Annotated in this window: 18 protein-coding genes; 12 read left to right on the forward strand and 6 right to left on the reverse strand. The window is 64.1% G+C overall.

Features of this window, described 5'->3' with window-relative positions; translation table 11 throughout:
* The first annotated feature begins 58 nt into the window (after nucleotides 1-58).
* The 6 genes from PCE31107_RS01905 to PCE31107_RS01930 all read left to right on the forward strand — a co-directional run bounded on the left by PCE31107_RS01905 (nucleotide 59) and on the right by PCE31107_RS01930 (nucleotide 6,473).
* A complete protein-coding gene (locus PCE31107_RS01905; RefSeq protein WP_130024599.1) occupies nucleotides 59-901 on the forward strand; it encodes an ABC transporter ATP-binding protein in 843 nt (280 codons plus the stop codon).
* Nucleotides 898-1,788 (forward strand): ABC transporter permease, encoded by an 891-nt coding sequence (locus tag PCE31107_RS01910; protein ID WP_130024600.1) that lies wholly within the window; start codon nucleotides 898-900, stop codon nucleotides 1,786-1,788. The genes PCE31107_RS01905 and PCE31107_RS01910 overlap by 4 nt, the downstream gene beginning before the upstream one ends.
* 136 nt (nucleotides 1,789-1,924) lie before the next feature.
* A complete protein-coding gene (locus tag PCE31107_RS01915; RefSeq protein WP_246181683.1) occupies nucleotides 1,925-2,923 on the forward strand; it encodes an ABC transporter substrate-binding protein in 999 nt (332 codons plus the stop codon).
* Nucleotides 2,924-3,338: 415 nt separating this feature from the next.
* Nucleotides 3,339-4,016, forward strand: a complete 678-nt coding sequence (locus PCE31107_RS01920; RefSeq protein WP_130024602.1) for a response regulator — start codon at nucleotides 3,339-3,341, stop codon at nucleotides 4,014-4,016.
* Nucleotides 4,013-5,389, forward strand: coding sequence for a sensor histidine kinase (locus PCE31107_RS01925; protein WP_150606144.1), 1,377 nt, complete (start codon nucleotides 4,013-4,015; stop codon nucleotides 5,387-5,389). Before PCE31107_RS01920 ends, PCE31107_RS01925 begins: the two co-directional genes overlap by 4 nt.
* A gap of 73 nt (nucleotides 5,390-5,462) precedes the next feature.
* The gene (locus PCE31107_RS01930) at nucleotides 5,463-6,473 is read left to right on the forward strand and encodes an ABC transporter substrate-binding protein (RefSeq protein WP_130024604.1); all 1,011 of its coding nucleotides are present in this window, start codon (nucleotides 5,463-5,465) and stop codon (nucleotides 6,471-6,473) included.
* 96 nt (nucleotides 6,474-6,569) lie between these two features.
* Here the strand turns inward: PCE31107_RS01930 and PCE31107_RS01935 are convergent, their stop codons facing one another.
* The gene (locus PCE31107_RS01935; protein WP_150606146.1) at nucleotides 6,570-8,018 is read right to left on the reverse strand and encodes an aminotransferase-like domain-containing protein; all 1,449 of its coding nucleotides are present in this window, start codon (nucleotides 8,016-8,018) and stop codon (nucleotides 6,570-6,572) included.
* Between the two features lie 188 nt (nucleotides 8,019-8,206).
* On the opposite strand from PCE31107_RS01935, the gene aptA reads away from it, so the two are divergent.
* Both aptA and PCE31107_RS01945 read left to right on the forward strand, forming a co-directional pair.
* On the forward strand, nucleotides 8,207-9,535 hold the full coding sequence (gene aptA / locus PCE31107_RS01940; RefSeq protein ID WP_150606148.1) for an omega-aminotransferase AptA: 1,329 nt from the start codon (nucleotides 8,207-8,209) through the stop codon (nucleotides 9,533-9,535).
* Between the two features lie 122 nt (nucleotides 9,536-9,657).
* On the forward strand, nucleotides 9,658-11,184 hold the full coding sequence (locus PCE31107_RS01945) for a CoA-acylating methylmalonate-semialdehyde dehydrogenase (RefSeq protein ID WP_174966519.1): 1,527 nt from the start codon (nucleotides 9,658-9,660) through the stop codon (nucleotides 11,182-11,184).
* 144 nt (nucleotides 11,185-11,328) lie between these two features.
* Here PCE31107_RS01945 and pxpA read toward each other — a convergent pair whose 3' ends face one another.
* The 4 genes from pxpA to PCE31107_RS01965 are packed head-to-tail and all read right to left on the reverse strand — an operon-like array spanning nucleotide 11,329 to nucleotide 14,359.
* The gene (gene pxpA / locus PCE31107_RS01950; protein ID WP_130024607.1) at nucleotides 11,329-12,075 is read right to left on the reverse strand and encodes a 5-oxoprolinase subunit PxpA; all 747 of its coding nucleotides are present in this window, start codon (nucleotides 12,073-12,075) and stop codon (nucleotides 11,329-11,331) included.
* 42 nt (nucleotides 12,076-12,117) lie between these two features.
* Complete coding sequence (locus tag PCE31107_RS01955; RefSeq protein WP_150606150.1) at nucleotides 12,118-13,128, reverse strand: 5-oxoprolinase subunit C family protein; 1,011 nt, start codon at nucleotides 13,126-13,128, stop codon at nucleotides 12,118-12,120.
* A complete protein-coding gene (pxpB, locus tag PCE31107_RS01960) occupies nucleotides 13,125-13,778 on the reverse strand; it encodes a 5-oxoprolinase subunit PxpB (protein WP_130024608.1) in 654 nt (217 codons plus the stop codon). Before pxpB ends, PCE31107_RS01955 begins: the two co-directional genes overlap by 4 nt.
* Nucleotides 13,775-14,359: a 5-formyltetrahydrofolate cyclo-ligase gene (locus PCE31107_RS01965; protein ID WP_150606152.1), complete on the reverse strand. Its 585-nt coding sequence runs from the start codon at nucleotides 14,357-14,359 to the stop codon at nucleotides 13,775-13,777. The genes pxpB and PCE31107_RS01965 overlap by 4 nt, the downstream gene beginning before the upstream one ends.
* Nucleotides 14,360-14,470: 111 nt before the next feature.
* On the opposite strand from PCE31107_RS01965, the gene PCE31107_RS01970 reads away from it, so the two are divergent.
* The 4 genes from PCE31107_RS01970 to PCE31107_RS01985 all read left to right on the forward strand — a co-directional run bounded on the left by PCE31107_RS01970 (nucleotide 14,471) and on the right by PCE31107_RS01985 (nucleotide 19,435).
* Nucleotides 14,471-16,477, forward strand: coding sequence for a lytic transglycosylase domain-containing protein (locus tag PCE31107_RS01970; RefSeq protein ID WP_150606154.1), 2,007 nt, complete (start codon nucleotides 14,471-14,473; stop codon nucleotides 16,475-16,477).
* A 51-nt stretch (nucleotides 16,478-16,528) separates the two neighbouring features.
* A complete protein-coding gene (locus tag PCE31107_RS01975) occupies nucleotides 16,529-17,479 on the forward strand; it encodes a complex I NDUFA9 subunit family protein (RefSeq protein WP_150606156.1) in 951 nt (316 codons plus the stop codon).
* A 64-nt stretch (nucleotides 17,480-17,543) separates the two neighbouring features.
* The gene (locus PCE31107_RS01980; protein WP_150606158.1) at nucleotides 17,544-18,188 is read left to right on the forward strand and encodes a glutathione S-transferase family protein; all 645 of its coding nucleotides are present in this window, start codon (nucleotides 17,544-17,546) and stop codon (nucleotides 18,186-18,188) included.
* The gene (locus tag PCE31107_RS01985) at nucleotides 18,185-19,435 is read left to right on the forward strand and encodes a multifunctional CCA addition/repair protein (RefSeq protein WP_150606160.1); all 1,251 of its coding nucleotides are present in this window, start codon (nucleotides 18,185-18,187) and stop codon (nucleotides 19,433-19,435) included. The genes PCE31107_RS01980 and PCE31107_RS01985 overlap by 4 nt, the downstream gene beginning before the upstream one ends.
* 59 nt (nucleotides 19,436-19,494) lie before the next feature.
* Here the strand turns inward: PCE31107_RS01985 and PCE31107_RS01990 are convergent, their stop codons facing one another.
* Nucleotides 19,495-20,388, reverse strand: coding sequence for a glutamate/aspartate ABC transporter substrate-binding protein (locus PCE31107_RS01990; RefSeq protein ID WP_174966541.1), 894 nt, complete (start codon nucleotides 20,386-20,388; stop codon nucleotides 19,495-19,497).
* Nucleotides 20,389-20,420: the final 32 nt, after the last annotated feature.

Below are 20,420 nucleotides of genomic sequence, written 5' to 3' on the forward strand. Positions count from 1 at the left end.
CTCATCGGCGTCCACCACTTGGTCGGATGTCGATGGGTACACGACATAAGGTTTTGCGATGGTAGCGAATTCAGCAGGGCAAGGAGGTATTCAGTTCTCCGGGGTGACGAAGCGTTTTCCCACGCGAGACGGCACCGAAAAAACGGTGTTGCGCGATGTCAGCCTCGTCATCGAGCCGGGCATGTTCTGCGCGGTGGTGGGGCCGACCGGATGCGGCAAGTCCACGACCTTGACGCTGGCTGCGGGGCTGTATCGACCCAGCGCCGGCGTTGTCAAGGTGTCTGGCCAGGCCGTCGACGGCATTTCCGGCGGTGCCGGCTTTGTCTTCCAGAACGACGCCCTCCTTCCCTGGAAGTCGATCCTGAAGAATGTGGCGCTCGGGCCGTCGTTTCGTGGCGTCCCGAAAGAGGCCGCGATGGACGAGGCGCGTGAGTGGCTGCGGATTGTCGGTCTCTCGGGCTTCGAAGACTACTTCCCGTATCAGCTGTCCGGGGGCATGCGCAAGCGCGTCAGCCTTGCCGCCGCACTCATCAACAAACCCTCCATGCTTCTCATGGATGAGCCGTTCTCTGCGCTCGACGTGCAAACGCGCGCCATCATGTCCAACGAATTGCTGACGCTATGGGAGCGCACCCGACCGTCGGTCCTGTTTGTGACGCACGACCTGGAGGAGGCGATCGCCCTCGCCGATCGCGTCGTGGTGATGACCGCCGGGCCTGCCACCGTCAAGGCGGTGTTCGACATCGACCTGCCGCGCCCGCGCGGCGAAGTGCAGGAGATCCGCTTTCATCCGCGGTTTCTCGATCTTTATCAACAAATCTGGGAATCGCTGCGCGAGGAAGTCGAGCAAGCCTATTCCCGAACGACCTCCGCAGCGAAGGTCAGGGGGGCCGCAGCATGACCAGCTCGAACTCAAGCGCAAAGCTCAACGGCGCGATAGCAGGGAGCGATTCGGTGACGGTGGCGGCAGCCGCGCGACGCAAGGCACAGCGTCGCAAGAACCTCGTTTGGTTGGGGCGGGCGACCCTGTTCGTACTGTTGGTCGGCGGCTGGCAGCTGTTTTCATACTGGGGAGTCATCGACCCGTTTTTCTTCGGATCGCCGAGCGGGATCGTCGCTCGACTCATTGAATGGGCTCGCAGCGGGACAGCTTACGGCTCTATTTGGCTACAGATCTGGGTCACCATCGAAGAGTCGCTCCTCGGCTTTATTGCAGGCGTGACGTCCGGCATCCTGTTCGGCGTGCTGTTGGGCGAGATCCCGTATCTGGCAGACGTGGTCGGCCCATTCATCAAGATCGTCAACGCGCTGCCGCGGATCGTGTTGGGCTCGGTGCTCGTCATGTGGCTGGGGCTCGGCATGCCGTCGAAGGTAGTGCTGGCCGCCGTCCTCGTGTTCTTTGTCGTGTTCTTCAACGCGTTCCAGGGCGTGCGCAGCGTCGATCGCAACCTGATCGCCAACGTGCGCATTCTGGGCGGATCGCGCTTCGATGTCATCGCGAACGTGGTCTTCCCCTCCGCGATGACGTGGATTATCGCGAGCCTGCACGTCGCCTTGGGCTTCTCGATCATCGGGGCCATCGTCGGCGAGTTTCTGGGCGCGCAGCAAGGCCTGGGCCTGGTGATCGCGACGGCACAGAACACGTTCGACGCCAATGGTGTCTTCGGCGCGATGTTGATCATCGGTGTCGTCGCGCTCAGCGCGGAAGTGTTGATGGCAATGCTGGAAAAGCGACTGCTTTCCTGGCAGCCCCCTACGGGTGCCGATAGCAATATGCCGGGCGTTTGATCGCGCCCAACCCAGGCAATACGAGTGGAAACCACCGACAAGGGATCTCCTCGCGGAATCCCGAATATCCAAGGAGATGAGAGTCATGAAAAAGAAATCACACGCAGTAAAGCTTTTGGCGGGCGTGCTGTGCGCCGTGGGCCTGATCAGCGGCCACTCCATGGCTGCCACGCTACCCAAAGTAAGCATGATGATCGGCGGGATCGACAAGCAGATCTATCTGCCGTACCAGCTCGCACAGAATCTCGGCTTCTTCAAGAAGTACGGCGTTGACATGCAGTTGAGCACGGAAACGGCCGGCGGTGTTGGCGCGGAAGAGGCCGTGGTGTCCGGGCAGGTCGAGATGGCGGGGGCGTGGTACCTGCATACCATCGATTTCCAGCAGCATGGCAAGAACGTGATCGGCATCGTCCAGCTCAGCGGCGCGCCGGGCGAGCGGGAGATGTGTGCGACCAACGCCGGCGTCAAGACGCCGGCCGACTGGAAAGGTAAGGTGGTGGGCGTGACGGACGTCGGGTCGGGAACCGACGACCTGACGCTCTACCTTGCTGCCCGCTACCACCTGACGTCAAAAGACTTCACCCGCGTGGGCGTTGGTGCGGGGCCGACCCTGATCGGCTCGCTCAAACACAACCGAATTGTCTGCGGAATGACGACTCAACCGACCGTCAATGCCGTCGAGAAGATGCATCTCGGCTATTCCGCGATCGACCTTGCCACCGGCCCGGGCGTCAACAAGTGGCTGGGCGGCTACTGGCCGACGGCCAGCGTGCTTGCGCGAGGCGAGTGGGTCAAGGCACACCCGGTCGAAACGCAGGCGGTCGTCAACGCGATGGTCGCCACCATGCACTGGATCCATACGCATAGCGCCGCGGAGATCGCCGATCATCTGCCAAAGGATTTCGTCAGTAATCAGCTGTCGAGCAAGGAGGAATACGTCAAAGCGCTCGAGCAGGACAAGGGCCAGTTTCTACCGGACGGCATGATGCCGAAGGGCGGCCCCGAGACCGTCCTCGCCGTGGAAAAGCTGGCCGGCAAGATCGTTAAGCCGATCAATCTCGACGCGACGTACACAAATGACTTCGCGATCAAAGCCAATACGCTGCTGGCGAGCGAAGCCAAGGGAGGGAAATAACCGATTGCCGGAATCGGAAGGGGCACGTAATTTGCTGCCAAATGCCCTTTTCCGCAAAAAATGACGTCTGACAGGAGCTGTCTGCGCTTGCGCGGATACCTCCTGATCGGCGCAGCCTGAGCGACCGCGAGGAAACGGTGCGAGACGAACGTTCGACGCAAGTGCGGCACTCGGGTGAAACGCGCCCCAGCCGCGGCTTCGCCAAGACGACTTGAAGTCCGACGTCGCTTGGCCAGTCGAATATCCCCGAGCCGAGAAACCCGGGATCATCGATCACCGTCCTTTGCGAGATTCGTGATCTCTGCAAGCGACGTTTCGTCCAGCTACGTGCGACCCGCCGCTGTCCTGTCGCTTGTTTTGCGCAACCGGAGGCGGATTGCCGACACAGTTTCGGTGTGGACTGTTGGATAGCTCGATGAAACTACTACTGGTAGAAGACAACCTGGAATTTGCGCTCTGGCTCAGCAAGGCATTGCAGGCAGAGCGCTTTACTGTCGAGTGCGTGCATGACGGCTCGACAGCCATTCATCACATCGAGCAGTCGCAGTACGATTTGTTGTTGCTCGACCTTCGTCTGCCGGGCATGGATGGGCGTAGCGTGTTGCGCAACATCCGCCGGCGGCGTAACGATATGCCGGTGCTGGTCGTGACGGCCAACGCATCGGTCGACGCCAAGGTCGACTGTCTGGATCACGGTGCGGATGACTACGTGGACAAGCCGTTCGAGCTGAGGGAACTCGTTGCGCGCATCAAGGCGCTTATTCGGAGGAGGGGGCGTAGCAGCCAATCGATCGTGCAGTGCGCCGATCTGCAGTTCGATCTGGATACCCACGAGTTCCGGGCAGCGGGCCTGCCGCTCGAACTGACGCTGCGCGAGCACGATGTGCTTGAAACGCTGATGTTGCGCCAAGGCAAGACGGTGACGAAGGCGCAATTGATGGTCAAGGTATTCGATCTTGGCAGCGAGGCGAGCGAAAACGCTATCGAGACCTACGTGCACCGTCTGCGCCGCAAGCTTGCGGGCTCCCAGGCACGTATCCTCACGCTGCGCGGCTTGGGCTACTTGTTGCGCGATGCCGGCGCAACGACATGAACCAGTTGCGCGTTCGCCTGCTGCTGTGGGTTCTGGTGCCCATGACCCTGGTATTGGCGTTGATGGCCGGACTGTCGTTGGAGAATGCGCGCAGCACCGCGCGCCTGGTTCAGGACCGCCGGCTGCTCGCGTCCGCCGAGGTGATGGCCGGGCAGGTGCGCTGGCAGGACGAGCGATTGAGCGCAGAAACACCGCCGGCGGCACTCAGGATGTTCGCTTCAAGAGCGCGGGATCGCGTTTATTTCCAGGTGCGCGCAACGCCTGGCGAACTGCTCGCCGGCTGGCCGGATCTGCCCGAAGGCGTTGCACCGGATAATGGCGGGCCTTCTTATAGCGATATAACGTACCGCGGCAATAGCCTGCGCATGGTGACATTGATGCGCCGCGTATACAGGAACGGACGCACGATATCGGTATCGGTGAGTGTAGCCGAGGGCCACAATGCCTTCCACCGTCTAATTGCCACGTTATGGCGGCCTGTCCTTATTCAGGAGTCGGTGCTGCTCGCGGTGGCGCTGGCGCTCATGATCGTCGGATTGACGCTCGAACTGAGGCCGCTTTTGTTGCTTCGCAGAGATTTGGAGGCGCGCGAAGCGGACGATCTGACGCCGCTGGACACGGTGCGGTTGCAAGGCGAGCTGCAACCCATCGTCGAGACGATCAACCAATATGCAACGCGTCTGACCGCACAGGTCAACATACAGAAGAGGTTTGTCGCAGACGCGGCCCACCAGTTGCGCACGCCTGTCGCGCTTGTCAGCACACAACTCGACTACGCCGCTCACCTTGCCGTGGATCCCGAGTTGAAGGAAACGCTGCGCGCCGTGAGGGCATGTACCCGGCGTCTCAAGGATCTCATCAACCAGTTGCTGAGTCTCTCCCACGCGGAAGCCGCTCGAGGCACCCATCTGCCGCGTCAGAATGTGAATCTGCTTGAGCTGACGCAGCAGATACTGGTCGACCTGTCGTTGCTGGCGGATGACAGGGGCATCGATCTCGGGTTGAGCTCAAGCAGTGCGGACGTCTGCGTGATGTCTTACCCAGCCCTGGTCCATGCGCTACTTTTCAATCTTGTGGATAACGCGGTGCGCTACACTCCGCGCGGCGGCAATGTGACCGTCCACGCAGGGCTCGCGGACGCGTACGCAATTCTGCAGGTTGACGACACGGGTCCGGGCATACCGGACACACTAAAGCCGCATGTCTTCGAGCGCTTCAGCCGCGGAAACGTTTCCGACAATAACGGGTTCGGGCTTGGCCTCGCCATTGTCAACGAGGCGGCAAAGGCTTGCGGCGGTGTCGTTGAGTTGTCGAGCCGACCGGGCGGCGTCGGACTCAGTGCCGTTGTCCGGTTTCCGGCGCGCGGAACATAGCGCGCACCCGGATACAGACTGCATGCCTTGCAGCGATGCCGCCAGACTTTATATTGCGTACACGGGAAAAAGCATGAGCACTTTGAGGCGTATTGCCGTCACGACGGTCATGTTGGTCGGATGCTGTTCGTTCGCGAGCATCGTCCAAGCCGCCGAGAAGATTACGATCATGGTCGGCGGCGAGGACAAGATCATCTATTTGCCAGTGATATTGGCGACACGACTTGGCTACTTCTCGCAGCAGGGGCTGGATGTCGCCGTCGTAACGGAGCCGGCCGGGGTCAATGCCGAGAACGAGATGATCGCGGGATCGGTACAGGGCGTGGCGGGTTTTTACGACCACACAATCGATCTGCAAAGCAAGGGGATCGAAGTCGAATCCGTGGTGCAGTTCTCCGACGTGCCTGGCGAGGTAGAGCTGGTCTCTACCACCCAGCAAGAGAAGATTGGCTCGCTGATCGACTTTCAGGGCAAATCGTTAGGCGTGACCGGGCTCGGTTCGTCGACAGATTTCCTGACCCAATATCTTGCAAGCAAAGTGGGTCTTGATAGAGACGATTATCGGCTGGTACCGGTCGATGCCGGTAAGACTTTCATTTCCGCCATGCGGCAACATCTGATCGTCGCCGGTATGACGACCGATCCTACCGCGGTTGAACTGCTATTGACGGGCGAGGCCAAAGTGCTGGTGGACCTGCGCACCGAAGCGGGTACGCGTGATGCCCTCGGCGACATCTATCCTGCGGCATGCCTTTACATGCCCACGGCGTGGGTCGAGACACATCGGGACGAGACGGGAAGGCTGGTCAAAGCGATTGTCGGCGCACTGCGATACCTCCATGCTCACAGTGCCGAGCAAATCGTCGATCAGTTGCCGCGCAACTACTACACCGGCAAAAAGGCACTGTATGTTGCTTCGATGAAGTCATTTTTGCCGATGTTCACGAGCGACGGGCGTATGCCTGCGGGGGGGCCGCAAGCCGTGCTGAGGGTGCTGTCCGCGATCATGCCCGCGGTGAAAGCGGCCGACATCGACTTGTCGAAGACGTATACTGCCGCCTTCGTCGACAGCGCTGCCAAGTAACGGCGAAGCTGACATTGCTGGCGAGCCTTGGTCGGTTGGTCGTCGACGGCCGACCGGCGATCTCACCCACCAGATCCCATCGGCCGACGCATAGCGTCATGCCGCCAACTTCCCCGCCGCCGCCTGATCGAGAAAGCGGAACAGGCGCGCGTCGTCCGAATAGGCAACGTTGAAGCGGAACCAGTGGCAGGGCTCGTTGTGAGCCAGAAAGAACTCGCCCGGTGCCAACATGATGCTCTCCGACAGCGCCGCCTCGGCCAGCTCGCGCGCCGGTTGCGCCGTCTCCGGCAAGCTGCCGCACACGAACATCCCGCCTTCCGGCTGCGCCAGCAGTGTCACCCCGTGCGACTGCAACTGCGTGATGAGACGCGCACGCGAACGCGTCAGTCGGTCCGACAGGCGTTCGATGTGCTTGCGATGACGTCCCTCGGTGAGAATCGCATGCACGATGCGCTCGTTGATTTCCGAGGACGTGAGGCCCGCGACCATCTTGCTGCGCGCAATCTCATGCGCCAGATCGCGCGAACACGCCAGATAGCCCACGCGCACCGACGGCGAAATTGTCTTCGAAAAGCTCGACACGTAGATCACGCGCGACAGACCATCCATCGCCGCCAATGACGGCGTGCCCGCCGGCGCCAACTCGCGATAGATGTCGTCTTCAACGATCCAGAAACCATGCTGCTCGGCACACTGCAAGATGCGATGCGCGGCCGCCGGTGTGAGCGAGGTGCCCAACGGATTCTGCAACGCCGGATTTACGAACAGCGCCCGCGGACGGTGCGTCTGCGCCGCCTGCTCCAGCGCCGCGAGGTCAAGACCGGCCTCCGTGCGTGGAATGCCCACGACGTTGAGGCCCGCCAGACGCAACACCGCCAGCAGATTGCAGTACGCCGGCGCCTCGACCAAGACCGTATCGCCCGGCTTGAGCAGCGTGCGCACCACCAGGTCGAGCGCTTGCGTCGCGCCATGCGTGAGCACGATATGCTCGGGCGGCGCGTCGATGGACAACTCGCCGAGACGCCGCGCCAGCCACTGACGCAACGGCCCATAGCCCCGAGGATGTCCGTAGTGCGCGAAATGCGCGCCCGGCCCCTTCGAGAGCGAACGCAGCGCGCCATGCAGCCCGTCTTCGTCGAGCCAGCTGTCGGGCAACCATCCGCAGCCGCTCTTCACCGCGATCGCGTCGTCCGCGAAGATCTCGGAAAGCAGCCACGCATTGGTGACTTCGCTGGCTGTGGTGCTCACCGCCAGCGCGCCGCCGGGGCTGGTCAGCCCAGTGTCTCGTGCGTCGGCCGCCCCCGCGACAAAGAAGCCCGCGCCGCGCCGGGCCACGAGCGTGCCGCGCGCGACGAGCCGGTCATACGCCTCGACCACTGTGAACGTGCTGATGCCGTGCGCCTTGGCCAGCGAACGGATCGACGGCATGCGCATGCCGCCGTGCAGCGTCTGACGCTGTAACGCTCGCTCGACCTCCCGCACGATCTGATCGACGAGCGCTTCCGGTTGGGCGCGGTTCAGGGAAAAGGCAAGCGGTTGGACCATGGTATCGGGGCATCGGCTGTTGCCAATACAGTTGAGGCGATTGACCAATACAGAATATACATTTTACGAGTGACTGTACATGTCTGTATCGGTTCGTCTCTCGTAGGATCGATCCCATCCACCCGTGGCGCGCCGTCGTGCCGAGCGCGGGACATTCTGATCGAGCCAAGCTCTGGGGAGACCCCGCGATGAACATGAAAGACCTGAATCTCGACATGACGGCGTTCTGGATGCCGTTCACCAACAACCGTCAGTTCAAAAGCTCGCCGCGCCTGTTGGTGAAGGCCGAGGGCATGTATTACACGTCGTCGGACAATCGCAAGATTCTCGACGGCACCGCCGGTCTGTGGTGTGTGAACGCCGGCCACTGTCGCACCGAGATTGTCGAGGCGATCCGTCAGCAGGCCGGCGAGATGGACTTCGCGCCGACGTTCCAGATGGGACACCCGAAGGCGTTCGAGGCCGCCAGCAAGATCGCCGCAATCACGCCGCAGGGGCTCGATCGCATCTTCTTCACGAACTCGGGCTCGGAGTCGGTCGACACCGCCCTGAAGATCGCCCTGGCCTACCATCGTGCGCGCGGCGAAGGCCAGCGCACGCGCCTCATCGGTCGCGAGCGCGGTTACCACGGTGTGGGCTTCGGCGGCATTTCGGTCGGCGGCATCTCGCCGAACCGCAAGGCCTATTCGGGGCAACTGCTGCCGGCGGTCGACCATCTGCCGCACACGCTCAACATCAAGGAAGCGGCCTTCACGAAGGGGCAGCCGGCCTGGGGCGCCCATCTGGCCGACGAACTCGAACGTTTGGTGACGCTGCACGACGCGTCGACCATCGCCGCCGTGATCGTCGAGCCGCTCGCCGGTTCCACGGGGGTACTGGTGCCGCCGCACGGCTATCTGCAAAAGCTGCGCGAGATCTGCGACAAGCACGGCATTCTGCTGATTTTCGACGAAGTCATCACCGGACTCGGCCGCCTGGGCAAGCCGTTCGCCGCCCAGTATTTCGGCGTGACGCCGGACATCATGACGATGGCCAAGGGCGTGAACAATGCCGCCGTTCCGATGGGCGCCGTCGCGGTGAAGACGGGCGTGCACGACACCATCGTCGACGCCGGTAACTCGGGCGCGATCGAGTTCTTCCACGGCTATACCTACTCGGGTCATCCGCTGGCCGCCGCCGCGGCGTGTGCCGCGCTCGATCTGTACAAGAGTGAAGGCCTTTTCGAACGCGCAGCAACGCTTGCGCCGCATTTCGAGAAGGTCATTCACGGTCTGCGCGATCTGCCGAACGTCATCGACATCCGGAACCTCGGGATGGTCGGCGGCATCGAGCTGTCCAACCGCGACGGCAAGCCAGGCGCACGCGCGCACGAAATCTTCGTCAAGTGCTTCGAGAAGGGAGCACTGGTGCGTTACACGGGCGACATCCTGGCGTTCTCGCCGCCGCTCATCATCAGCGAAGCGCAGATCGACGAGTTGTTCGGCATCGTGGCGGAAGCCATTCGCGAGACGGCGTAAGCGACATCCACCGCAAGGCTGGGCGGCCGCCGCGCGACGCCCCGCCATCCATCAGACAGTCAGGGCGAACGCCCGCCTCGGGCGGACGCTCGCCCACCGACAGCGTTTTCACGGACATCGACATGAATCAACGAGTGAGCACCGAACGTATCGAGCATTGGATTGGCGGCGCAAGCGTCGCGTCTGGAGAAGCCGATTGTCGCTTCGGCGAAGTGACGAACCCGGCCACCGGCGAAGTTATCCGTCAGGTGGCCCTGGGCGGCGCGACGGATGTCGCCGGTGCGGTGGCCGCCGCACGTGCCGCCTTGCCCGGCTGGCGCGCCACGCCGCCGATGAAGCGCGCCCGCGTGATGATGAAGTACCGCGAGCTGCTTGAAACGCATCGCGAAGCACTTGTGCAACTGATCACGCAGGAACATGGCAAGACGCTCGACGACGCCCGCGGCGAAGTCACGCGCGGTATCGAAGTGGTCGAATTCGCCATGGGCATCCCGCAGCTGCTCAAGGGCGAGATCGCGCCGCAGGTGGGCACGGGCGTGGACACGTATTCGATTCACCAGCCGGTCGGCGTCTGCGCGGGCATCACGCCGTTCAACTTCCCCGCGATGGTGCCGCTGTGGATGTTCCCGATGGCCGTGGCGTGCGGCAACACCTTCGTGCTCAAGCCGTCGGAGAAGGTGCCCTCGGCGGCGCTGTTGCTCGCGCGCCTGGCGAAGGACGCCGGGCTGCCCGACGGTGTGCTCAACGTCGTGAACGGCGACAAGGCGGCGGTCGATGCGCTGCTCACGCATCCCGACGTGAACGCCGTGTCGTTCGTCGGCTCGACGCCGATCGCGCAATACATCTACAGCACGGCGTCGGCGCACGGCAAGCGCGTGCAGGCGCTCGGCGGCGCGAAGAACCATGGCGTGGTGATGCCGGACGCCGACCTCGATTTCACCGTCGATGCGCTGATCGGCGCCGCATATGGCTCGGCAGGCGAGCGCTGCATGGCCATCTCGGTGGCCGTGGCCGTCGGCGACGTGGCGGATGCGTTGGTGGCGCGTCTGGCGCAAGCCGCGACGTCGCTGCCGGTCGGTGACGGTGCCGACCCTGTCGCGCAGATGGGGCCGTTGATTACCCGCGCGCATTGCGACAAGGTGCGCGGCTATGTCGACGCCGGTGTCGGCGAAGGTGCGAAGCTCGTGGTGGACGGCCGTGGCCTCAAGGTCGCACAGCGCGACGACGGCTTCTTCATCGGCCCGTGCCTGTTCGACAACGTGACGCCGGAGATGTCGATTTATCGCCACGAGATTTTCGGGCCAGTGCTGGCCGTGGTGCGCGTGAAGACGTTGGAAGAAGCGATCGCGCTCATCAACGGTAATCCGTACGCCAACGGCACGGCGGTGTTCACGACGTCGGGCGGTGCCGCGCGGCGCTTCGAAGACGAGATCGAAGTCGGCATGGTGGGCGTGAACGTGCCGATTCCGGTGCCGGTGTCGTACTTCTCGTTTGGCGGATGGCGCAATTCGCTGTTCGGCGATCAACACATCTACGGACCCGAGTCGGTACGCTTCTACACGCGCTCGAAGGTGGTCACGCGTCGCTGGTCGGAGGGACGTCCGGCGAATGCCGCGTCGTCGCTCGTCATGCCGACGCTCGGCCAATAACGGCGATCAAGCGGCAATCGGCGCAATCGGCGCTAACGCTGTGCCGCGCAGGTGCCGATGCTTGCCGGTAGAGAAATGAAAACGCCGTCCGGGGGATCTGAACTGCCCTCGGACGGCGTTTTTTGACTTGTGATGGCGGCGAAGTCAGGTCAGATGAACCGGCGCGACGTCGATGCCCTCGTCGAGCAGGAAGCCGCGAATGCGCCGCGCGAAGTCGAGTGCGTGTTCGCCGTCACCGTGCAGACAGACGGTTTGCGCCCGAATCGGCACGAGCGTGCCGTCGATGGCGCGCACGTGTTGCTCGCGCACCATCATCAGCGTTTGGGCGAGCGCATCTTCCTCTCGCTCGATCAATGCGCCAGGCGTGCCACGTTTGACCAGCGAGCCGTCCGGGTTATAGCCCCGGTCGGCGAAGACCTCATCGACGGCCTGCATGCCGGCAGCCCGTGCCGCCTTCACCAACTCGCCGCCCGCCAGCCCGAAAATCGCCAGGTCGGTGTCGAACGCGCGAATGGCTTCGACGATCGTCTCGGCCAGTGCCGGGTCGCGCGCCGCCTGATTGTAGAGCGCGCCGTGCGGCTTGACGTGCGAGAGCCAGCCGCCTTGGGCGCGCACTATCGCGGCGAGGGCGCCGATCTGATACAACATGCCCGCGCGGATGTCGTCCAGCGGAAGCTGCATTTCCGTGCGGCCGAAATTTTCGCGGTCGGGAAAGCTCGGGTGCGCGCCGATGGCCACGCCGCACGCCAGCGCCCAGCGCACCACCTGCTGCATCGTGCCCGCGTCGCCCGCGTGCCAGCCACACGCCACATTGGCCGAGCTGACCTGGGCGAGGAGTGCTTCGTCGTAGTTGCAACCTTCTCCGAGGTCGACGTTAAGATCGATTTTCATCCGGGATTCTCCTGCGGGGGACGACGATGCGCGGGCGTGGCGTCAGGCCTTGCGCGAGATGGCCGGCCGCCGCGACGTCGTCAGAATGCCGTGATCGTGCCACGCGAGCGCGCGCTCGATCTGGGCCAGATAGCGTCGCTGTTCGTGCAGCGCTTCGCGCGCCTCGGCGCCGCTGCATTCCGAAAAATACAATGTGCTGCCGAGCCGCGCCTGTCCGAGCCGCCACAGATCGGCGCCGATCACGACGCCGATCTTCGGGTAGCCGCCGGTGGTCTGGGCGTCGGCCATCAGAATGATCGGCTGCCCCGACGGTGGCACCTGAATCACCCCCGGCACCACACCGTGCGAGAGCAGATCGTGGTTGCGATTTTTCTTGCGCGCGAGCGGCTCCGGGCCCGACAGCCGGTAGCCCATGCGGTTGCTGTTGGGCGTGACATGCCAGGGACTCTCCCAGAAGCCCTTGTGCGAGGCGGCCATGAAGTCGTCGTATTCCGGACCGGGCAGCACCCGCACGCGGTGCGCCAGCGGATCGGACAACCACACCGGCGGACGTACCCCCAACGGCGCGGCCTTGCGCGCGGCGGCGCTGGGTTGCCCGATGGCGATGCGGTCGCCGTCGCGCAGGGCACGGCCCTCGAAGCCGCCGAAGCCGGCCGCCAGATCGGTGCTGCGCGAGCCGAGTGTCTCGGGGACATCGACGCCGCCCGCCACGGCCAGATACGTGCGCATGCCGAAGCGTGCCGGGCGCAACGTCAATGTCTGACCGCGCGCGACGGGGAAGCGCCACCACGACCACACGGGGACGCCGTCGAGATCGGCATGGCAATCGGCACCGGCCAGCGCCACGAGGGTCGCGCTCGCAAAGCGCAACACGCACGCCCCCATCGTGATTTCCAGCGTGGCGGCGTTGGGGTCGTTGCCCGCAAGACGGTTGGCGACGGCGCAGGCCAGCGCATCGACGGCACCGCCGCTGGCAATGCCGAATTCACGCAGACGGGAGCGGCCCAGATCCTGGACCGTGGTGAGCAGGCCGGCACGCAGGATATCGATCACAGGTCGAGACTCGCGATGGTGAAGCGCACACGGTCGCCCGGCGCCAGCAAGGCGGGCGGTGTCGCGGTGGGGTCGAACAGCGCGCTGGACGTGTGACCGATGATTTGCCAGCCGCCGGGGGAGGCGAGCGGATAGATGCCGGTCTGGTTGCCGCCGATGCCGACCGACCCCGCCGGTACCGACAGGCGAGGCTCGGCCCGGCGTGGCGTGGCAATCGACTCGTCGAGCCCGCCCAGATAGGCGAAGCCCGGCTGAAAACCGAGGAAGTAGACGATGTATTCCGGTGCGGTATGACGTTGCACGACCGTCTTCGGTTGCAGACGTGCGTGCTTTGCCACGTCGGCAAGGTCTGGGCCGTGCTTGCCGCCGTAGTGCACGGGGATCTCGATGTCGCGTCCGACTTCCCCGGCGACGGGCTGCGTCTGCCAGGCGTCACGCAGGCGCTCGCTCAGCACGTCGATATCGGTGGCCAACGGGTCGAACACCAGCGTGAGGTTGTTCATGCCGGGCACGACGTCGCGCACGTGAGGCCAATCCTTCGCGAGGGCCGCCGTGTGCCAGACGCGGCGTTGGGACGCGAGCGTGGGCGAGGTGCCCGCTTCGCACACGAGCGCGCTGTCGCCGAGCGGCAGGATCTTGAGCGTTGTCATGGCGAGGGGGGCCTGGATTCGCGACGGTTGTCGTCGGCGCGCGTGAAGGTGGTCGATTCGGTCACGATGACGTCGAGCGCCAGATCGTGGGCTTCGGCCGTGAGACCGTCGATTTCGAGTGCGTCGTAAGCAATGCCGACCGTTTGTGGTGCCGGGGACATTGAATGCAGGGTGCGGTCGTAGAACCCCCCGCCGTAGCCGAGTCGCAGGCCGTCGCGCGTAAAGCCGACGCAGGGAATCAACAGCAGGTCGGGCACGAGCACGTCGGCCTCGAGCGGCACGGGAATGCGGTAGCGGCCTTCCGTCATGCGGGCATCGGGGGTCCAGCGGTGAAAGACGAGCGGCGCGGCCGGGGCGGTCACGACCGGCAATGCGGCCAGGCGTAACCCCTTGCGCGACGACTGCGCGAGCCATGCCGAGATCACTTCGCGGGCGTCGAATTCGCCCTGGATCGGCCAGTAGAAGCCGACACAGCGCGGCGCGCGACGCGTCAGCTCGTCGGCCAGCCGGGCGGCGAGTGCGGCGTCGCGACCGGCGCGTCCGGCGAGCGTGGTGCGCGTGTCGAGCAAGGCCTTGCGCAAACGTGCCTTTCCGGCGACCGATTCGGTCCCATTTCCGGACGTTTGGGCCGCCGGTTGGGCGGGGTCCCGTGCTATGCTTGGATTCACTTTTTACCCGACGCTCCCCCGAAGATGTCAGATCGTTTGACCCGAGTATATCGCGCCGTTGCGCTGGCCCTGACCGCTGCCACGCTCGTTGCCTGCAGCACGACCCAGGCAACCGGTCGTTCCAAGGCGCATTCGGCGGCAAGCCGTGCAACGGCATCTGCCGATCAGCTTTCGCAGCGCTCGCCCGACGACATCTTCGTGCAACTGCGCGAAGCGGCCCGCGCCAACGACGCGCCGCGCGCCACGGCGCTCGCGGCGATGCTCTCCGGCTACGACGTGCCGTCGTACGTCCAGTACTTCCAGATCAAGCCGCGCATGTTCGACCGCTCGGGCAAGGCGCTCATCGATGCGCCCGACGATGATATCCGCGCCTTCTTGCGCACGTATGACGGTCAGGCGATCGCTGACCGTCTGCGCAACGACTGGCTGCTGGTGCTGGGCAAGCGCCACGACTGGCAGACGTTCGATGCCGAATATCCGAAGTTCGTGCTCGACGACGACACGCAGGTCAAATGCTACGCGCTGATGTCGCGTGCCGCGCGTGGCGAAAATGTCACGCAGGCCGCCACCGAATTGCTGACCACGCCGAAATACTACGGCGAGGGTTGCGTCGACATGATCAATACGCTGGCCGCGAGCGGCCAGTTGCCGCGCAAGGAGGTCTGGCACCAGATCCGTCTGGCCTACGAGGAAAACTACACCTCGCTCGGCAAGCAGATCGCCGATGCGTTGGGCGCCGCGCGCCCGGACGACAGCCTGCTCGACCTGGCCGCCACGCGCCCGGCGCAGATCCTCGCCCGTGGGGTGGACGGCTCGGAAGCGTCGCGCCAGCTCACGCTGCTCGCCGTCGTGCGCATGGCCCGCAGCGACGCCATGCTGGCGGCGAGCAGTTTCTCCAGCGTCGCGGACAGTCTGTCGCCGGACGAGCGCGCCATCGGCTGGGGCAGCATCGGCATGCGCGGGGCGTTGTCGCAGAATCCGATGGCCATCACCTGGTACCGTCAGGCCGGAAACGCCAAGCTCTCGGCGACGGCGCAGGAGTGGAAGATTCGTGCGGCGCTGCGCGCGGGCGACTGGAATCTCGTGCGCACCGGTATTGAAGCGATGCCGGCGGCGTTGCGCGACGACGGTGTCTGGACTTACTGGTACGGGCGTGCACTGCGCGAAGCCGGGAAGGGCGATGCGGCGCGTGCGCAATTCCAGAAGATCGCCATGCAGCCCAACTTCTACGGTCAACTGGCGAACGAGGAACTGGGCAACAAGACGTCGCTGCCACCGCGCACGACCGTCACCCAGGCCGAGGTCGATGCGAACCGGGCGAACGCCGGCTTCCGGCGCGCCGCGAAGTTCTACGATCTCGGTTTGCGTTTCGAAGGCAATCGCGAGTGGAATTGGGAACTGCGCAACATGACCGACCGCCAGTTGCTCGCCGCCGCGCAGTACGCTAACCAGATCGAACTGTTCGACCGCACGGTCAACACGGCCGATCGCACGAAGGTCGAACACGACTTCGCGCTGCGCTACCTGATGCCGTTCCGCGACAAGGTGGAGCCGCTGGCCGCGGCCGTCGATCTTGACGAAGCGTGGGCCTACGGGCTGATCCGGCAGGAGTCGCGCTTCATCATCAATGCCCGCTCGTCGGTCGGGGCAGGCGGTCTGATGCAGATCATGCCGGCCACCGCGAAGATGGTCGCGCGGCAGATCGGCATGGATTACCAGCCGGGCATGATGCACGACATCGACACGAATATCCGTCTGGGCACGAGCTATCTGGCGGATATCTACAACAAGTTCGACGGCTCGGCGGTGCTGGCGTCGGCCGGTTACAACGCCGGCCCGGGACGTCCGCGCACGTGGCGCTCCACGCTGGATCGTCCGGTCGAGGGGGCCATCTTCGCCGAGACGATTCCGTTCAACGAGACGCGCACCTATGTCGAGAACGTGTTGTCGAACACCACGTACTACTCGGCCCTGATCACGGGTCGTCCGCAATCGCTCAAGGAGCGGCTCGGCATCATTCTGCCCCAGTGACCCGGCAGCGGTCGGAGCCGCGAACCCACCGTCATGTCGCGGAGGTGACGCATGCGCCATAACGTTTGTGTCGTGGGTGGCACCGGCTTTGTCGGCAGCCATCTGGTTGCCCGGCTGGTGTCGATGGGATACGCCGTGCGCCTGCCAACGCGGCGTGTCGACGCCGCCAAGGCGCTCGGCGTGCTGCCGGGTGTGGAACTCGTCGAATGCGACGTGCACGATCCGCGCGCGCTGGAGCGCGTGATCGCGGGCAGCGACGCGGTCATCAATCTCGTGGGCATTCTGCACAGCGACCGAGGCACGCCCTATGGCCGCGCGTTCGCGCGCGCACACGTCGAGCTGCCGCGCAAGATCGCGCAAGCGTGCAGCGACCGGGGCATCGCGCGGCTCATCCACATGAGCGCTCTGGGCGCCGATTCGAATGGCCCGAGCATGTACCAGCGCTCGAAGGGCGACGGCGAAGTTGCGATTCGAGCGACGGGGATTCCCGTCACGATCTTTCGTCCGTCGGTGGTGTTCGGTCCGGGCGACCACTTTCTGAATACCTTCGCGGCGCTGCAGCGGCGTTTGCCCGTTGTGCCGCTCGCGTGCGCCACGGCGCGCTTTCAGCCCATTTACGTGATGGATGTGGCGCAGGCCTTCGCGAGTGCGATCGACAACGACGCCACGCTTGGCAAGACGTACGAACTGGGCGGCCCGGAGGTATACACGCTCGAAGCACTCGTTCGCTTTGCGGGCGCCGCGTGCGGCTGCGAGCGGCCGATCCTGCCATTGCCGGAGGGCGCCGCGCGCCTGCAGGCCGCTTTCTTCGAGAGGCTGCCGGGCGAGCCGATCATCACGCGCGACAACCTCGATTCGATGCGTGTCGATAACGTCATGAGCGGCCCTCTGGCGCCCGAACTCGGGCTTACGCCGAATGGGCTCGAGATTGCCGTCGATTATCTCGACGGCGATAACGAGGAGCGTCGTCTGTCGGACTACCGGCGTTACGCGGGGCGCTGACACCTCACTCTTTTCAATCCGGCGCGTCACTCCCCGATGCGTCATGCGCGCAAGGAACGTCTTCATGCAACTGATCATTGCCAACAAGAGATACTCGTCGTGGTCGATGCGTCCGTGGGTCGTGCTCAAGCACTTCGGCATCGCCTTCGAAGAATGCAACGTCTGGCTCGCGCAGCCCGACTCACGTGAACAGATTCTGCGCTATTCGCCCACCGGTAAAGTCCCGTGCCTGATCGATAACGGCATGACCGTCTGGGACTCGTTGGCCATCTGCGAGTACCTGGCGGAGAGCTATCCGCATCTGCCGCTATGGCCGAAGTCGCGTGAAGCGCGAGCCCATGCGCGCAGCGTTTGTGCCGAGATGCACAGCGGATTCACCGCCCTGCGCACGCATATGTGGATGAACGTCGGCGTGCATTGGCCGGGGGCATCCGCGACGGATGAGGTGCTTGCCGATGTCCGTCGTATCGAAGCGATCTGGGAGGATTGCCTCGCGCGCCACGATGGCCCGTTCCTGTTTGGCGACTTCACCATTGCCGATGCGTTCTACGCCCCGGTGGTGATGCGTTTCGCAACGTTCGAGCCCGCGTTGTCGGCGCGCGCACAGGCGTATGCCAATCGCATTCGCGAAGTGGCGGCCGTGCAGGCGTGGGTGGCTGCGGGACGCGGCGAGACGCAGCGTGTGGCTTACTACGAAGCGCGTCCATGAAGATTTACGCGGTTGGCGGCGCGATTCGCGACGCCATGCTGGGTTTGCCCGTCAAGGATCGGGACTACGTGGTGGTGGGCGCGACGCCCGAGGAGATGGTGCGGCAAGGCTTCAAACCGGTGGGCCGCGACTTCCCGGTGTTTTTGCATCCCAAGACGCAGGCCGAGTACGCGCTCGCCCGCACCGAGCGCAAGACGGCGCGCGGCTATCACGGATTTTCGTTCTACTTCGCCCCCGAAGTCACCCTTGAAGAAGACCTTGTGCGACGCGATTTCACCATCAATGCGATGGCACGCGAGGTCATGCCCGACGGCAGTCTGTCGGATCAACTGGTCGATCCCTATGGCGGCCGACGCGATCTGGAGGCGAGGCTGTTTCGCCACGTCGGCGAGGCTTTCGCCGAAGATCCCGTGCGGATTCTTCGGTGCGCCCGTTTTGCCGCGCGCTTCACGGACTTTTCGGTGGCCGACGAGACGCTCACGCTCATGCGCGAGATGACGGCCAACGGCGAGGTCGATGCGCTGGTGGCCGAGCGCGTCTGGCAGGAAATTTCACGCGGGCTGATGGAGCATCGGCCGTCGCGCATGTTCGATGTCTTGCGCGCATGTGACGCCATCGATCGCATCCTGCCCGAGGTGGCCCGGTTATGGGGGGTGCCGCAGCGCGCCGACTTCCATCCCGAAGTGGACACCGGCGTACACGTGATGATGGTGCTCGACTACGCCGCGACGCAGGGCTATTCGCTGCCGGTACGCTTCGCCGCCCTCACGCACGATCTCGGCAAAGGCACGACGCCTGAAGACGTATTGCCGCGTCACATCGGGCACGAGGGACGAAGTGTCGACTTGCTCAAGCCCTTGTGCGCGCGTTTGCGCGTGCCGGTCGATTGCCGTGAGCTGGCGCAGGTCGTGGCACGTGAGCACGGCAACATCCACGCGAGTCCGAAGTTTGGCGCGGCGGCGCTCGTGCGTCTGCTGGAGCGGTGCGACGCCCTGCGCAAGCCCGACCGGTTCGTGGAGATACTTCAGGCTTGCGAAGCCGATGCGCGTGGACGCGGCGGGGATTTCGCCACGGCACCCTATCCGCAACGCGATCGGTTGATGGCGGCGCTGGGCGCGGCGCGCAGCATCGATGCGGGCGCGGTGGCGCGACTGTATGCCGACAACCCTGTGAAGATTCGCGACGCCGTGCAAGCCGCAAGAATCGATGCCGTCGAGGCGGCGGGGCTGGGGGGCGAGGGGCGCTGAGTCGCCCGGGGCATGCGAGACGTTCGCGTCTGCGCATGCCCGCGACAAACGAGGGTCGCTTACTCGAACGCCTTGTCGTTCGGATTCGCGTAGATCTGCTTGAGTTGTTCGCTCATCGCGAAGTTGAAGTTGATCTGCTTCGGCGGCACCGGCGATTCGAACCACTTCTTGTACATCGTGTTGATCTCGCCGCTCTTCATCACGCCGGCGAGCGTGTCGTCGACGAGCTTCTTGAACTCGGCGTCGCCGTGTCTCATCATGAAACCGTAGGCTTCGAACGATTGCGGCGTGCCCGTGACGACCCAGTCGTCGGGGTTGCGGCCCATCGTGCGCGCACCGGCGAGCAGCACATCGTCCATCATGAACGCCTGCACGCGACCGCCCTGGAGCATGGTGAAGGATTCCCCATAGTCCTTGCCCGAGATCACGCTCATGTTCATCTTCTTCTCGTTGTTCATCCTGTTCAGGATGCGCTCCGACGTCGTGCCCGCATTGGTCACGACCGGCTTGCCCGCCAGATCCGGGAAGTCCTTGATGCCCGAGTGCTTGTTCACGAGCAACCGCGTGCCCGCGACGAAGAAGGTGTTCGAGAAATCGACCTGCGCCTGACGCGCCTTCAGGTTCGTCGTCACGCCGCACTCGATATCGACGGTGCCGTTCTGCACGAGGGCAATGCGGTTTTGCGAGGTAACGGGGATGAAGCGCACTTGCAGGTCAGGTTTCTTCAGGCGCGTCTTCACCGCATCGACGACCTTGTTGCACAGGTCCTGCGAGTAACCGATGACGTTGTGATTGTTGTCGTAGTACGAAAACGGAATCGACGACTCGCGATGCCCAATCGAGATCACACCGCTGCTCTCGATCTTCTGCAGCGTCTCCGAGGCGGGCTGCGCCCACGCCGCGCCCGTCGCGAACCCCATTGCTACGCCCAGCATCATCCCGGTCAATCGCATCTTGATCATGTCCTGCTCCTGAAATGGCCTCA

The organism is Pandoraea cepalis (genome assembly GCF_902459625.1).
GTDB classification, from domain to species: domain Bacteria; phylum Pseudomonadota; class Gammaproteobacteria; order Burkholderiales; family Burkholderiaceae; genus Pandoraea; species Pandoraea cepalis.